We start from the raw sequence: 14616 nt of genomic DNA, 5'->3' as shown, positions 1-14616 counted from the left end.
CAACACGAGGGAGTTATGAGACATGACACTCGAACGACTTAAGCGCGTCGCGAGTCCGCTTGGCGCGGCCGCACTTCTGACGCTGACATCCGCGGGCGCTGCGCTGGCTCAGACGGCACCGACCGTGGACAAGGGCGACTCAACGTTCATGTTCCTCGCGACGATCGTCGTGCTTCTGATGACGGTGCCGGGGCTCGCGCTGTTCTACGGCGGACTCGTACGCTCAAAGAACATGCTGTCGATCTTGATGCAGGTTTTTGCCATCACCTGCATGGTGGCCATCATCTGGGTTACGTACGGCTACAGCATGGCGTTCACCAACGGTGGGGCGCTCAACGACTACGTCGGTGGTTTCTCGAAGATGTTTCTTGCGGGCGTAACACCCGCAAGTGTCGCGGCCACCTTCTCCAATGGCGTCTACATTCCGGAGCTCGCCTTCATCGCCTTCCAGATGACGTTCGCCTGCATCACGCCGGCGCTCATCGTGGGCTCGCTCGCCGAGCGCATGAAGTTCTCGGCGGTGTTGCTGTTCGTGGCGCTGTGGGTGACGTTCGTCTACTTCCCGATGGCGCACATGGTCTGGTACTGGGGCGGCCCCGACGTCTTCGCAGAAGCGGCGAAGGCCGGCGAGCCGAAGTTGTCGGAAGCTCTTGCTGATGCAGGTCTCCTCTTCAAGTGGGGCGCTCTCGACTTCGCGGGCGGCACAGTCGTGCACATCAACGCCGGTATCGCGGGGCTCGTCGGTGCTTTGATCGTTGGCCGGCGTATCGGTTTCGGCCGCGAGCAGATGGCACCGCATTCGTTGACGCTGACCATGGTCGGCGCCGCGCTGCTGTGGTTCGGCTGGTTCGGCTTCAACTGCGGTTCGAACCTCGAGGCGAGCGCGACCGCGTTCGTCGCGATGATCAACACGTTCGTTGCAACGGCTGCAGCCGGTCTCTCGTGGATGCTCGTCGAGTGGCTGTTCAAGGGTCGTCCGTCGTTGCTCGGGCTCGCGTCCGGCGTTGTTGCGGGCCTGGTTGCGGTTACGCCCGCTGCCGGTTTCTCCGGCCCGATGGGCGCAATTGTTCTCGGTCTCGTCGCCGGCGCGTTGTGCTTCTTCGCCTGCACCGGCATCAAGAACCTCTTCCGCTATGACGACAGCCTCGACGTGTTCGGCGTGCACGGCATAGGTGGCATCATCGGTGCGATCGCCACCGGCATCCTGGTGAGCCCGGATCTCGGCGGCTCTGGCCTTGCGGATTACATCTCGAAGCCAGGCGAATTGGTTGCCGGTTCCTATGACATGGCTGCACAGGTGATGATCCAGGCCAAGGCCGTGGCTTTCACGGTGCTCTGGACCGGCATCCTCTCGGCCATCCTGTTCAAGATCGTCGACATCCTGGTCGGTCTGCGTCCGAGCACCGACTACGAGCGTCAGGGTCTCGACCTCGTCGACCACGGCGAGCGGGCCTACAACCACTAAGGCTGCTTCGGTCCTGCCGGCTTCGCCCGGCAGGACTCCTGTCACGGAATTTTCTCCCGAGCACGCGTCTCCCCTTGACGTGCTCTAAACTTGACCCGGGGCCTTCGCGGCTCCGGGTTCTTTATTTTTGCGGCGGCCAGAACGGAAACGTCAGACGATGACAATCCTGGTGCGCGGCCCGATGTGGGCGAGCACCTTGAGCAGATCCCGGTGCGGAAGGGCGACGCACCCTTCCGTGGGCTTCAGCCCCTTTTCCGCGACGTGCATGAAGATCGCGCTGCCGCGACCGGCAATACGAGGCCGGCGGTTGTAGTCGATGACGGTTACGAGGTCGTAGAGGCTGTCCGCGCGCCAGATGTGCTCGGCGCTCGCGGGGTATGGGTGGCGCACGTAGCGGTTATAGTTTCGATCCTGTGTTGCATCGCACCATCCATCCAGCGGCCGCGATGCGCTGGTGCGGAGCCGCGTCGCGGGCCGCATGACCTTGTCGTGGCGATAGAAGACGTTTTCGAAGCGATAGCAGCCGCGTGGGGTGGCGCCGTCGCCTTCGCGCTTCGCGCTACGGATGCCGCTGCGGCCAAGGGCACATCGGAGGATCATGTTGCCGCAGGTCAGCCAGCCCTTGGTGTTTCGTGGATTGAGGCTTCTCACGACGATTTTACGGGCAATAATAGCGCATCCCCTTATCGATAACCCTTCGAGCGACGGCACCCTACCTCATGCACCGAGCAGATGCTAAGAGGGGGTGCTTCACGTTAACCGGAATTGGAGCCGCCCGACCATGAGCGCTGCACGCAGGATCCTGCTCGTCGACGATGACGAAGATCTCCGTGGATCCTTGCACGACCAATTGGCTCTGCACGACGAATTCGACGTTTCGGTTGCGGGCACGGCGAGCAAGGGCATTGAGGCGGCGAAGCAGGGGCATCACGACCTCGTGGTGTTCGATGTCGGCTTGCCGGATATGGATGGGCGCGAAGCCGTACGTCTTCTGAGGAAGACGGGCTTCAAGAGCCCCATCATCATGCTGACTGCTAACGACAGCGACGCCGATCAGATTCTCGGGCTCGACGCTGGCGCCAACGACTACGTGACGAAACCGTTCAAGTTCGCTGTGCTTCTGGCGCGCATTCGTGCGCAGCTTCGCCAGCATGAGCAGAGCGAGGACGCGGTCTTCACGATCGGACCCTATACGTTCAAACCTGCTTCCAAGCTTCTTCTCGACGAAAAGGGCGGCAAGATCCGACTCACCGAGAAGGAGACGGCGATCCTGAAGTATCTCTACCGGACCGGGGACAAGGTGGTTTCGCGCGAGACGCTGCTGCATGAAGTGTGGGGCTATAACGCGGGCGTCACGACCCATACGCTCGAGACGCACATCTACCGCTTGCGGCAGAAGATCGAGAAGGATCCCTCCAACGCCGAGATTCTGGTCACAGAGACCGGCGGCTACAAGCTGATGGCATAAACAGGTTATTCCTCGGCCATCAACAAGCGCTTTTCTTGCCCTGGACCGCCTAGCCCGAATCGCCCGACCCTTGGTCTCAACGCTAGGCGCAAGGGCAATCGTGCCATCATCTCGATCCGCCGTCCGCGCTGGCGTTTACCGGCATTGCGTGCGGCATGCCGTGTCTCGTGGCGGGGTTTTTGTCATGGCTATCGATGCGCTCGTTCGTCCACTTCTCAACGTTCCACTCTTTCAGGGATTGAAACCGCTTCAGCTGACCGAGATTGTGCGGCGCGCGGATCGCATCGTCTACAAGCCGGGCGATGTCATCATGGCTGCGCATGCCGAGGCCGATGCGGCTGTGCTTCTGATTTCCGGTGAAGCTGTGCGGACGGAGGGGCCCGGGTATGAGGCTGGGGAGGAGGCGCTTCCAGCCGGTGCGTTGATCTCGGAAATGACGATGCTCATCGAGACCGAATGCACGTCGACGGTCGTGGCGCGCACGTCGGTGCGCGCCCTGCGCATCACGCGCTCGGAGATGCTTGCGCATATGTCGGCAGATCCGTCGCTTGCCGATCATTTCATCAACAAGATCTCGGGACGTCTTTCGAGTTTCGTTGAAGGTTTGCGCGAAGTTGATCGCTCATTGGCGAGCTTCGGTCCGCCTCCGGTGGCGACGTCGCCTGCGCCTGCTGAGGTTGGCACGGCGCTGCACTAGCCTCGAATCGGTGGCCTGAATTGAAGCGGCCGGAGCTTTCGAGGCTCCGGCCGTTCTTGTTTTTTAAAGATGAGACGCGAGTTCTGCTCGGTACGTCAGCAGCAGCTAGCGTACGCGGCGCGGGTTCATGTAGAGATCCGCTTCCTGGCGATCGAGATCGGGTTTGATCTTGCCCGCGAGCATGCCTTTGTAGAGCCGCTTCATGTGGCGGCGGCAATCGCCGTTGAAAATCATCATGGCGCCAAAGAGCTTCATGACGGTCATCAGGCGCTTGTCGGCGCCGGCGCGGATCTGGCCTTTCCACTTTCCGCCGATCGAGAGCACCTTGCCGTCGAGATAGCCAACGGTCTCGCCGCGCTGGTTGATCAGCGCGTAGTCGCCGCCGAGATTGATGAAGGCGCGCTTCAGACGATAGAACTCGGGCTGGCCTTTGCCGTCGATGATGAAGAACGAGAAGTGCTCGGGCATGAACGGCCATTTGTTGGCCGAGCGTTCGAGGTAGATGATGTAGTTGTCGTCGTCGGTGTTGATGGAATAGGTCATCACCGGCAAGCCGCGCGCACCTATGGTCTGCTGCAGCGAGCGGCCGATCATCAGATCCATGGTGGCGCGCCAGCCGAGATTTGGCGTGAACAGCTTGAAGACCAGGCGCTTGTCCATCCCCTGGGCTTTCTTCCAAGCTTCCTCGCGATAGCCGAAGAGACCGGTGCGCTCGCCGTTCTCGATGATCTCGCCGAAGATATCCATGTCGGAGGTGAACTGGCGAGACTTGGCGCGGTTGCGCGTGCGTTTGTAGATGCCGAACTCGGTGAAGTTCAGGTCCGTGATCCAGATGTCGACGAGAAAGCGGTCCCAGCCGTCGGAGGCGCGCTTGGACGTTTTCTTGGTGCTCTTGCCCTTCGTCTTTGTTTCTGCGGCCGCTTGCTCGAGAGCCTCGGCGCGGGCGTCACGCGCGGCGTCGGCGGCCGCTGCGTCTGCACGGGTGTCGACCACCTTGAGGGCGGGTGCTGTCATGCCGGTCTCCCTTCGGTTCCACATCGTGATCGGGCACGCCGAATCACTCGGTTGCCGAAAGGCTAGCATCCGGGGGTGACGTACGCGGACGGCGGGTGGTGCGGCGCTGTGCGAAAGCTGTGCGTAAATGCGTGCTTACTGGGTCACAGCTCGCACCCGGGATTCAGCGTGCGCCGAAAATCGCGGAGCCGACGCGCACGTAGGTGGCGCCGAACTGTGCGGCAGCCTCGAAGTCGCTGCTCATGCCCATGCTGAGGTCGGGGAGGCCCAAGTCTCCGGCGAGCTTGGCGAGGAACGCGAAGTGGACCGCCGGCTCTTCCTCGACGGGTGGAATGCACATGAGGCCCGCGATTTCGAGGCCGAGATCGCGGCGGCAATGGGCGAGAAACGCTGCGGTCTCCTTGGGCGGGATCCCGGCCTTCTGCGGCTCCTCGCCGGTGTTGACCTCGATGAAGAGCTTGAGCGCCTTGCCCTGGCGCTGCTGCTCGTCGGCGATGGTCTTGGCAATCTTCGGCCGGTCCACGGTGTGGATGGCATCGAACAATTCGACGGCCTCGCGCGCCTTGTTCGACTGCAAGGGGCCGATGAGGTGGAGGGCGAGATCCGGGTAGAGCTGGCGCAGCCCAGGCCACTTCGCCTTCGATTCCTGGACCCGGTTTTCGCCAAAGAGGCGATGACCGGCTTCGAGAACGGGGAGGATGTCCTCCCGGCCGAAGGTTTTCGTAACGGCGATCAGGTGAACAGAGGCCGGGTCTCGGCCCGCGTCGCGGGCTGCCTCGGCAATCCGGGCCTTCACGTCGGCGAGGGCGGCTGCGGCCAAGTTGGGGGATGTCCGTTCGGTCATCGGTTCGGCTTGTCTCTGCGCGTATGCGCTCTGCAAGGACAAAAATCAGTGCATGTTTTGCAGACGCGCACTGGGCGAGGTAGGGCAGGAGGCTAGATCGCAAATTTGCGCACCGCCGGTTGGTCGGTCAGCGGTGGTATCGCAATTAGGTTTGAGGGCTCGTGTAGGGCTCGAACGTATGCTCGTCACTTGAAAGGAGATCGAGATACTTTCGGTGCAAGAAAATCTTGTCGCGCCCGACCTTCTCTTCCGTCAGCACGCCGATCCTCGCTAGCTCCTTGAGGTACACGGAGGCTGCTTGCCGTTTGGCGATCCCCCGATCTACCAAGTTCGCGATGCGGCTGTAAGGCTGAGTGAAAATCAGATCGATCAAGTCGCGCGAATAGGTTTTTGGGGCACGTTCGCGCACGATCGCGTTCGTAGCGTCCATGAGCGCGCGAATGGCTCTGATCTTCTGGGTTGTCCAGTTCGATGTCACCTCGACGGCCGTGAGCATGTAGAGGATCCAAGGCTCCCATTCGCCGTGAGTCGTTACCCGTTCGAGCAAGCGATAGTAGTCGCCCCGCGTACGCAGGATATGGCGGCTTAGGTAAAGTGTCGGCAGGTCGAGCAGCCGGCATTCTATCAGATAGAGCAGATTGAGGATGCGCCCGGTTCGGCCGTTGCCGTCGGAGAATGGGTGTATGGCCTCGAACTGGTAGTGCAGGATCGCCATCCGGATCAGCGGGTCGAGGCCGTCATCGGCTTTGTGCAGGTAGTCGGCCCAGTTTCCGAGCAGGCCGCGAAGCCTCTCCTGTTCCTGAGGCGGCGTGTAGATGATCTCGCCTGTGTGCTTGTTGGTGAGGCTCACAGGGATGTTTCTAACGTCCAGGTCTATGCCCGTGACCGTTTGGCAGATCTCGACCGCCGTCCGCGCGGACAACGGTGTAATCTTCAAGGCCTCCAGCCCCTTGTAGAGGGCCGTCCGGTATCGAAGGGCTTCCTTTGCCGTTGGATCGCCGTCGTCGTCGCCCAGGCTCGCCTCGCGAAACAGCGCATCGTTCGTCGTGACGATGTTCTCGATCTCGGAGCTGTCCTTGGCTTCGAGAAGGGGGATGGCGCTGATGAGCACGCTCTGGTCCGGGATAATCTGGCCGGCAAGCCGAAGCTCAGCGAGCGCAGTGCGGGCTAGGCCCCATTTTTTGAGGATCGCGCGTGTCTCGACATCCGTCACTGGCGGGAGCAGTGGAAGATCGTTGTAAGGTTGATTGGGCTGGAACACTGGTCTCCCCGACGAGCCTGCTCATATGTCGACGTTTTTTAAATTCATCGACATATTCCGAAAGATATGTCGATTTTATCGACAGGTCCAGATTATTATGTCGATAAAATGCAATTTAATCGACATATCTTGACGCGCGTGTCGATCGTATCGACATGCGAATGATTACGTGTCGATAGAAATGGAAAATATCGACATATTGGACGTGTCGTGTCGGTAGGATCGACATGATCGAAGCGTCATGTCGATTTTTTTCAGAAATATCGACATGATTCGGCCGAAGGCTTATCCCGTCAGCATTGGCCCCTATCGGGCGCCGGGTCGCCTTGACCGGCCCTCGCCTTTCGGGCTGAGTACGCGCCCAAATCCTTAACGCCGAAAGCACAACGACGACCCATGGCCACCGAACGGTACAACGCGCCCGCACGTGAGAAGCATTGGCAGAAGGTCTGGGAGGACGGAGAGATTTTCCGGGCTTCCGACGACCACTCGCAGCCCAAGAGCTATGTGCTCGAAATGTTTCCGTACCCGTCGGGCCGCATTCACATGGGCCACGTGCGCAACTACGCGATGGGCGACGTGGTCGCGCGCTTCAAGCGCGCCAAGGGCTTCAACGTGCTGCATCCGATGGGGTGGGATGCGTTCGGCATGCCGGCTGAGAACGCCGCCATCGAGCGCAAGACGCATCCGGCCAAGTGGACCTACGCCAACATCGACACGATGAAGGGCCAGCTCAAATCGATGGGCTTGTCGCTCGACTGGAGCCGCGAGCTCGCGACCTGTAGCCCGGATTACTACAAGCACCAGCAGAAGCTGTTTCTCGATCTGCTCGTGAAGGGGCTCGCCTACCGCAAGTCGTCGAAGGTCAACTGGGATCCGGTCGATCATACCGTGCTCGCCAACGAGCAGGTGATCGATGGGCGCGGCTGGCGCTCGGGGGCGCTCGTCGAGCAGCGCGAACTGACGCAGTGGTTCTTCAAGATCACCGCCTACTCGGACGAGCTGCTGGACGCGCTGTCGACGCTCGACAAGTGGCCGGAGAAAGTGCGCCTCATGCAGGCGAACTGGATCGGACGTTCGGAAGGCATGCTCGTGCGCTGGGCGCTCGACAAAGCGACCGCGCCGAAGGGGCATTCGGAGCTCGAAATCTATACGACGCGTCCTGACACGCTGTTCGGCGCTTCGTTCATGGCGATCGCGCCGGATCATCCGCTCGCCAAGGCCGCGGCCGAGACCAATTCGGAACTGGCGGCCTTCTCCGAGGAATGCCGGCGGATGGGAACGTCTGTCGCCGACTTGGAGTCGGCGGAGAAGCGCGGCTTCGATACGGGCATCCGCGCCGTGCATCCGCTGGACAAGGACTGGCTGGTGCCGGTCTACGTCGCGAACTTCGTTCTGATGGACTACGGCACGGGCGCGATTTTCGGCTGCCCCGCAGGCGACCAGCGGGACCTCGACTTTGCGCGCGCCTATGACCTGCCCGTCATTCCCGTCATCCTGCCGACCGGCGCGAAGGTCGAGGGCTTCACTGTCGGCGACACGGCTGTCGACGGCGACGGCACGATGATCAACTCGCGTTTTCTGGACGGTCTTTCGACCAAGGACGCGTTCGAAGCCGCGACCAAGAAACTCGAAGGTTTGACGCTCGGCGGCAAACCGGCCGGCCAGCGCAAGGTCAATTACCGCCTGCGCGACTGGGGCATCTCGCGCCAGCGCTATTGGGGTTGCCCGATCCCGATTATTCACTGCGACGATTGCGGGATCGTTCCCGTACCGGCGAAGGATCTGCCGGTGAAGCTTCCGGAAGATGCGACGTTCGATAAGCCGGGCAATCCGCTCGACCGGCATCCGACGTGGAAGCATGTCGATTGTCCCAAGTGCGCGAAGCCCGCGCGCCGGGAAACCGACACCATGGACACGTTCGTCGACAGCTCCTGGTACTACGTGCGCTTCACCGCGCCTCACGCCGACAAGCCGGTCGATACCGAGCAGGCGAACTACTGGCTGCCGGTCGATCAATACATCGGCGGCATCGAGCACGCGATCCTGCATCTTCTCTATTCGCGGTTTTTCTATCGGGCGATTTCGGATGCGGGCCACGGCACCAAGAACCTGCGCGAGCCGTTCGCGGCGCTGTTCACGCAGGGCATGGTGACCCACGAGACCTACAAGTCCGAGGCCGGAGCATGGCTGCTCCCGAGCGAGATCCGGTTCGAGGGCGAAGGAGACGGGCGCCGGGCGATTGAAATCGCGACCGGCAAACCGGCGACCATCGGTTCGATCGAGAAGATGTCGAAGTCGAAGAAGAACCTCGTCGACCCGGACGATATCATCGAAGGCTGGGGCGCGGACTGCGCGCGCTGGTTCATGCTGTCGGACAGCCCGCCCGAGCGCGACGTAACGTGGACGGAGGCCGGCATCCAGGGCGCGGGCCGGTTCATCCAGCGCGCGTGGCGTATCATCGACGACCTGGCGGAAAAGGCTGCGCCAAAGGAGACCGCTCAGCCGGCTGCCCTTTCGCCAGAAGCGCTGGATCTGCGGCGGGCCGCCCACAAGGCCACCTATTCGGTCGCCCAGAGCATCGACGCCTTGCGCTTCAATGTGGCTGTGGCCCAGATCTATGAATTTACCAATATTCTGTCGTCTGCATTGGCCAAATCCGGGGGCTCCGGGAAGACAAGCGAAGACTTCGCGTGGGTCTTACGGGAGGCCGGGGAACTATTCGTCCAGATGATCGGGCCGATGATGCCTCACCTCGCCGAGGAATGCTGGGCGCGGCTCGGATACAACACTTTGCTGGCCAATCAGCCCTGGCCGACGGTCGATGCGGCGTTGCTCGTTGACGATAAGATCACCATTGCCGTACAGGTGAATGGTAAGCGGAGGGACGAGCTTTTGATTGCTCGTGACGCAGCGGAAGACGAGGTCAAGGCAGCCGCGCTGAAGCTCGAACCGGTGGTTCGGGCTCTGGAAGGCCGACAGCCGAAGAAGATCATCGTCGTGCCGCAAAGAATTGTGAATGTCGTTGCCTAGAGCGTTTCAAGCTCCGGGTCGTTAAGTGGGGCCGTTGTTTGGGTTTCGGTTTATCCCGAAGCGATGATGGTCTAGGGGCGGGCGGGATCATGCGTTCGAGCGTCAGGACGGGGAGCGCGGTAAATCGGACGGGGAACGCCTTGCGTTCCGCCTCACGCCTTGCGCTCGCCGCTGCGATGGTTGCTCCGCTCTTGGCAGGATGCGGCAGCGGCGGCTTCCGGCCGCTGTACGGTTCGGCCTCCGTTGGCGGTGCTCAGGCGGACGCAAAGCTCGCTCAGCTTGCTGTGACGACCATTCCGGGCCGCGTGGGCCAGCAGATCCGCAATGAACTCATTTTCCAGGCCACCGGCGGTGGCGGCGAGGTGCAGAACCCCGCATATCGGCTCGATGTCGCAATCCGCGAGAGCGTGACGTCGACCCTGGTTCGTATCGACGGCGACTCTGGAAGCCAGATTTTCAACATAGAGGCAAAGTTCCAGCTCATCCGCGTTGCGGACAAGTCAGTCGTGCTCTCCGGTACAAGCTACGGTCGCGCGAGCTTCGAGCGCAACAGCTCGATCTTCTCGAACGTGCGGGCCCGCGAGGACGCCGAAAATCGTGCGGCGAAGTCTGTCGCCGAAGATCTCAAGTCGCGTATCACGGCCCACATGGGCAGCTCGGCTTGAGTTGAGCGTTTGTTTCGCCGGACCGGCGTTCCGCAGCATCCCTGAAGCACTCTGAGGCATCCTCCTATGGTTGCCATCAAGGCGCATCAAGCTCAGGCCTTCCTGAACTCGCCCGATCCCAAGGTCCGGGCGGTGCTTTTTTATGGATCAGACGCCGGGCTCGTGAGCGAGCGCGCACAGGTCCTCGCCAAGTCATCGGTGCCGCGCTTCAATCCGCCGGGCGAGCTTTTGCGCATCGACGATACCGATCTGGAAACGGATCCCGACCGTCTTGCCGTGGAGCTTGGGACGGTGCCGATGTTCGGCGGCCCCAAGATCATTCGAACGTCGGCCAGCCGCCGGGTTACAACGGCGGCGTTGAAGCCGCTTATAGAAGGGCACGCCCTCGAAGGCATGCTCATCGTCGAGGCCGGGAATCTGAAGCCGGACGAGTCTCTGCGCGTCCTGTTCGAAAAATCGCCCGTTGGGGCCGCGGTTGCTTGCTATGCCGACGCCGAACAGGATCTCGACGCGCTGATCCGCCAGATGGTGCAGGAGGCGGGTTCGACGATCACGGGCGACGCGCGCCATGCCCTTGTGAACAAGCTCGGGGCCGACCGGGCGCTGTCGCGCGGCGAGGTCGAGAAGCTTTTGATTTTTGTGGGTGGACCTCGCGAAATCGGCATTGAGGATGTCGAGGCCGTTGTGGGTGACGTTTCGGAACTGGCCCTCGAGCGCGTGACGTTTGCGGCGGCGTCGGGACAGGTGTCCCGCGCGATCAACGAATGCGGGCGTGCCGTGTCATCCGGAGAGAGCTCGCAGGGGATCATTGTCGCCATCCAGCGGCATTTTCAGCGGCTTCACCGGGTCCGCGCGGCGCTGGATCGAGGCAGCAGCCTCGACGATGCGTTGCGCCAGATGCGGCCCCCTTTGCATTTCAAGCAGAAAGACGCCTTTGCCGCTCAATGCCGGATTTGGACCACGCCGCGGCTCTCCGATGCGCTGGCGCGGATTTCGGGCGCCGCCAAGGCGGCACGTCTGGCTGGGCCTTTGGAGGACCCGCTCTGCGAGCGGCTGGTGCTGGGCCTGGCCATGATGGTCCGGGAGGACGGGCGCAGCGGCCGGTAAGGTGCTGCCCCAGGTCGCGCGTTGCGTTGAAACCGGCCATGCCTATAGTGCGCGGCTTTAGAAACGAGGGAGACTATTCGTCATGCCAGGCACGCAATTCGATGTGGTCGCGATCGGAAATGCGATCGTCGACATCATCGGCCGCTGTGACGACGGCTTTCTCGACCGGCATGGGGCGCCCAAGGGGCACATGCGCCTTGTGGACACCGGAACCATAAATAGTCTCTACAACGCCATGGGGCCTGGAATCGAGATTTCGGGTGGCTCGGCCGCGAATACGGTTGCCGGCGTTGCGTCGCTTGGCGGCAAAGCTGCGTTCATCGGCAAGGTCGCCGAAGATGAATTTGGGCGGATTTTCCGCCATGACATCGGTGCGGCAGGTGTTTCGTTCAAAACCCCTGCCGTGGTCGACTCTTCGCGGTCCACGTCCCGGTCGCTCATTCTCGTGACGCCCGACGGCCAGCGCACGATGAACACCTTCCTCGGCATCAGCACCGACCTCGACCAGGGAGAGGTCGACCCGGCCGTGATCCAGGCGTCTGGCATCGTCTACCTCGAAGGCTATCTCTTCGATCGCGACGAGGCGAAGGCGGCGTTCCGGCAGGCGGTCGACATCGCCAACAAGGCCGGGCGGCGGGTGGCGCTGACGCTCTCCGACTCGTTCTGCGTCAACCGGCACCGCGACGAGTTTCTGGCCCTGATCCGCTCGGGTATCGCCATTCTGTTCGCCAACGAGAGCGAGATTCTCTCGCTGTATCAAACGGACAGCTTCGACGAAGCCGCAAAAAGCGTTGCGCGCGATACCCGGCTCGCGGTGCTGACGCGCAGCGAAAAAGGCTCGATCATTGTCTCAGACGGCCAGCAGATTGTCGTTTCGGCCGATCCCATACGCAAGGTCGTCGATACCACCGGCGCCGGGGACCTATATGCGGCTGGTTTCCTGTTTGGACTGGCGCGGGACTACGACCTGGAAACGGCGGGTAAATTGGGAAGCTTTGCGGCGGCCGAAATCATCGGGCAGATGGGGGCGCGTCCGGAGGTGAAGCTCTCGCATCTGGCACGGATGCGCGGGCTGATCGGGTGAATTCGGTCGGAAATACGGGAATTGAGAAATACTCGTTTTGTTCGGCAGACATACAAGCTAGGGATTCATTTTCGCAACATTTCTCACCCTGAAGCCGCTTCTTATTGGCTTTGCTTATTTTTCTCCTTGGCAAATCGGGGTCGAATTCATCAAGGTTCAGTGAACTGAATCGCGATGGATGGAACGAGCCCGATGCCTTCCGACTACGCACGCCGCGGCCGACCCAGAGGCAGCGGTCTCGACGATCGTGGTCAGCTCCGGCAAATCGCTGAGATGCTGGACGCCGATCCGACGCTCAAGCCCACCACCGCCATCAAAGCTATCGGTGTGTCCGATCCGTCGACGATCCGGCGTTTGAGAGAAAAGCTCAAAGTGCTGCCGCATCCCGCCCGGTCGGGTGATACCGCTCTCGGGGGCGTGGCTCAAACGCTCGAGCCGCTCCTCGCCAGATCCCAATCCAAGCCGGTGTCTCCGGCCCCGGGTTCCTACGCCGGGCTCGCGGAGGTGCAGACCTCCGGGGCGCCCGACGCCAAACTTTCATTCTTCATGCAATGGTGTGCGTTGGGGCTGTCTGCCGTCTCGTCGACCGTCGAGGCGCAAATGGCCATGTTGGACGACTTACTCCAAGTTCCGCAGGTTGCATCCGCGTTGCGTCAGCAGCTTCTGTTCAACGAAGTGGCGAAAGCGTTTTGTCCGAAGCGTTCGGACGTCCGATCTACCCTTCACTGACACTGCCTAGAATCAAACACGACCTTGAGGCCGCCCCCAAGCGGCCTTTTTTCATGCCCGCATTTCTTAGAGGGTCAGCTAGGCTTCCGCCCAATCTGCAAGGCTGCCGAGGAAAGCGAGGCAGCGTTCCATTTCCGATACGGCGATCCATTCGTCGGCGGTGTGGGCCTGGGCGATGTCGCCGGGGCCGCACACAACGGCTGGCACGCCGGCTGTCTGAAACAATCCGGCTTCGGTGGCGTAGGACACGGCTCCGGTCTCGTTTTGACCGGCGAGCTTCAATGCCAGGGCGACGACTTCAGACATGCGATCGGCTCCGAACGGAGGCACGCGGTTGGTTTGGCGGATCACAATGTCTGCCTCGGGCGCGAGGCGCTGCATATCCGGTAGACATTGGTTTTGCGCGAAGGTGACGAGGCGCTGCTCGATGGCATCGACGTCGAGGCCTGGCATGGAGCGCACTTCGAAACCGAACCGGCAGATGGCCGGAACGATGTTCGAGGCAATGCCGCCCGTGACCTCGGTCACCTGTAGCGTTGGATAGGGCGGAACGAAGCGCGGGTCCGGCGGCAGGGCCGCCAGCTCTTTTTCGATGCGATCCAATTCGCCGATAAGACGCGCGGCAACTGAGATCGCGTTCACGCCGAGGTGCGCCATGCTGGAATGGGCGGCGCGGCCGATAACCTCCACGTGCCATCGCACGGGACCTTTATGTGCGTCGACGACGGCCATGGACGTGGGCTCGCCGACAATGACGGCGCGCGGTTTGGGCAGCCGGGCTCCCAACTCGGCGATCATCGGGCGCACGCCGGTGCATCCGACTTCCTCGTCGTAGGAGAAGACGATGTGGAGCGGCACTTTCAATTTGCGGCGCTTGAATTCGGGCACCATCGCTAGGACGCAGGCAAGATAGCCCTTCATGTCGGCGGTGCCGCGGCCATAGAGGCGGCCGCCGTCGCGACGCATCGTGAAGGGATCGCTGGTCCAGGCGGCCGGATCGGCCGGCACGACATCGGTGTGTCCGGAGAGGCCAATGCCGGGGACATCCGCCGGGCCAATGGTCGCGAAGAGCGACGCCTTCTCGCCGTCGGCAGTGGGAACGAGTTGCGACCCGATGCCGTGCCCAGCGAGGTAGTCCTCCACGAAGCTCACCAGCTCGCGGTTGGATTTGTGGCTCGTGGTGTCAAAGGAAACGAGGCGAGACAAAAGCTCGATCGCGGAAGGCGTGGGGATGTCGGCGCTCGGCATA

Annotated in this window: 13 protein-coding genes; 8 read left to right on the top strand and 5 right to left on the bottom strand. The window is 61.8% G+C overall.

All coding sequences use genetic code 11. From position 1 onward, the window contains the following. The first annotated feature begins 22 nt into the window (after positions 1 to 22). On the top strand, positions 23 to 1465 hold the full coding sequence (locus VHO05_RS05050) for an ammonium transporter (protein ID WP_329645531.1): 1443 nt from the start codon (positions 23 to 25) through the stop codon (positions 1463 to 1465). Between the two features lie 150 nt (positions 1466 to 1615). Here VHO05_RS05050 and VHO05_RS05045 read toward each other — a convergent pair whose 3' ends face one another. Then, the gene (locus tag VHO05_RS05045) at positions 1616 to 2176 is read right to left on the bottom strand and encodes a L,D-transpeptidase family protein (protein ID WP_329645530.1); all 561 of its coding nucleotides are present in this window, start codon (positions 2174 to 2176) and stop codon (positions 1616 to 1618) included. Between the two features lie 70 nt (positions 2177 to 2246). On the opposite strand from VHO05_RS05045, the gene VHO05_RS05040 reads away from it, so the two are divergent. Continuing rightward, entirely contained in the window at positions 2247 to 2933 is a 687-nt protein-coding gene (locus VHO05_RS05040) for a response regulator transcription factor (RefSeq protein ID WP_329645529.1), read from the top strand. Positions 2934 to 3117: 184 nt separating this feature from the next. Beyond that, positions 3118 to 3630 (top strand): cyclic nucleotide-binding domain-containing protein, encoded by a 513-nt coding sequence (locus VHO05_RS05035; RefSeq protein WP_329645528.1) that lies wholly within the window; start codon positions 3118 to 3120, stop codon positions 3628 to 3630. Positions 3631 to 3735: 105 nt separating this feature from the next. Here VHO05_RS05035 and VHO05_RS05030 read toward each other — a convergent pair whose 3' ends face one another. The 3 genes from VHO05_RS05030 to VHO05_RS05020 all read right to left on the bottom strand — a co-directional run bounded on the left by VHO05_RS05030 (position 3736) and on the right by VHO05_RS05020 (position 6749). Then, on the bottom strand, positions 3736 to 4644 hold the full coding sequence (locus tag VHO05_RS05030) for a hypothetical protein (RefSeq protein WP_329645527.1): 909 nt from the start codon (positions 4642 to 4644) through the stop codon (positions 3736 to 3738). Positions 4645 to 4807: 163 nt separating this feature from the next. After that, on the bottom strand, positions 4808 to 5488 hold the full coding sequence (locus VHO05_RS05025) for a YggS family pyridoxal phosphate-dependent enzyme (RefSeq protein ID WP_329645526.1): 681 nt from the start codon (positions 5486 to 5488) through the stop codon (positions 4808 to 4810). Positions 5489 to 5633: 145 nt separating this feature from the next. Next, the gene (locus tag VHO05_RS05020) at positions 5634 to 6749 is read right to left on the bottom strand and encodes a Fic family protein (RefSeq protein ID WP_329645525.1); all 1116 of its coding nucleotides are present in this window, start codon (positions 6747 to 6749) and stop codon (positions 5634 to 5636) included. A 396-nt stretch (positions 6750 to 7145) separates the two neighbouring features. Between VHO05_RS05020 and leuS the strand changes: the two genes are divergently transcribed. From leuS to VHO05_RS04995, 5 genes are all read left to right on the top strand, one after another. Continuing rightward, positions 7146 to 9782 (top strand): leucine--tRNA ligase, encoded by a 2637-nt coding sequence (gene leuS, locus VHO05_RS05015; protein ID WP_329645524.1) that lies wholly within the window; start codon positions 7146 to 7148, stop codon positions 9780 to 9782. 140 nt (positions 9783 to 9922) lie between these two features. Then, positions 9923 to 10447, top strand: coding sequence for an LPS assembly lipoprotein LptE (lptE, locus tag VHO05_RS05010; RefSeq protein WP_329645523.1), 525 nt, complete (start codon positions 9923 to 9925; stop codon positions 10445 to 10447). Positions 10448 to 10513: 66 nt separating this feature from the next. After that, a complete protein-coding gene (holA, locus tag VHO05_RS05005) occupies positions 10514 to 11554 on the top strand; it encodes a DNA polymerase III subunit delta (protein WP_329645522.1) in 1041 nt (346 codons plus the stop codon). An 82-nt stretch (positions 11555 to 11636) separates the two neighbouring features. Beyond that, on the top strand, positions 11637 to 12638 hold the full coding sequence (locus tag VHO05_RS05000) for an adenosine kinase (RefSeq protein WP_329645521.1): 1002 nt from the start codon (positions 11637 to 11639) through the stop codon (positions 12636 to 12638). 192 nt (positions 12639 to 12830) lie between these two features. Next, complete coding sequence (locus VHO05_RS04995; protein WP_329645520.1) at positions 12831 to 13367, top strand: hypothetical protein; 537 nt, start codon at positions 12831 to 12833, stop codon at positions 13365 to 13367. Positions 13368 to 13445: 78 nt separating this feature from the next. On the opposite strand, the gene argE is transcribed toward VHO05_RS04995, so the two are convergent. Further along, on the bottom strand, positions 13446 to 14615 hold the full coding sequence (gene argE / locus VHO05_RS04990) for an acetylornithine deacetylase (protein ID WP_329645519.1): 1170 nt from the start codon (positions 14613 to 14615) through the stop codon (positions 13446 to 13448). Position 14616 lies beyond the last annotated feature (1 nt).

Source organism: Hyphomicrobium sp., assembly GCF_036262015.1.
Taxonomy (GTDB): domain Bacteria; phylum Pseudomonadota; class Alphaproteobacteria; order Rhizobiales; family Hyphomicrobiaceae; genus Hyphomicrobium_C.
This window is presented reverse-complemented; position numbering and strand designations above follow the sequence as displayed.

Excerpts from the sequence above, each read along its gene's own strand:
- holA (WP_329645522.1), top strand. The coding sequence starts at position 10,514 with ATGGTTGCCATCAAGGCGCATCAAGCTCAGGCCTTCCTGAACTCGCCC.
- argE (WP_329645519.1), bottom strand. The coding sequence starts at position 14,615 with ATGCCGAGCGCCGACATCCCCACGCCTTCCGCGATCGAGCTTTTGTCT.
- VHO05_RS05040 (WP_329645529.1), top strand. The coding sequence starts at position 2,247 with ATGAGCGCTGCACGCAGGATCCTGCTCGTCGACGATGACGAAGATCTC.
- VHO05_RS04995 (WP_329645520.1), top strand. The coding sequence starts at position 12,831 with ATGCCTTCCGACTACGCACGCCGCGGCCGACCCAGAGGCAGCGGTCTC.
- VHO05_RS05000 (WP_329645521.1), top strand. The coding sequence starts at position 11,637 with ATGCCAGGCACGCAATTCGATGTGGTCGCGATCGGAAATGCGATCGTC.
- VHO05_RS05035 (WP_329645528.1), top strand. The coding sequence starts at position 3,118 with ATGGCTATCGATGCGCTCGTTCGTCCACTTCTCAACGTTCCACTCTTT.
- VHO05_RS05050 (WP_329645531.1), top strand. The coding sequence starts at position 23 with ATGACACTCGAACGACTTAAGCGCGTCGCGAGTCCGCTTGGCGCGGCC.
- leuS (WP_329645524.1), top strand. The coding sequence starts at position 7,146 with ATGGCCACCGAACGGTACAACGCGCCCGCACGTGAGAAGCATTGGCAG.
- VHO05_RS05030 (WP_329645527.1), bottom strand. The coding sequence starts at position 4,644 with ATGACAGCACCCGCCCTCAAGGTGGTCGACACCCGTGCAGACGCAGCG.
- VHO05_RS05025 (WP_329645526.1), bottom strand. The coding sequence starts at position 5,488 with ATGACCGAACGGACATCCCCCAACTTGGCCGCAGCCGCCCTCGCCGAC.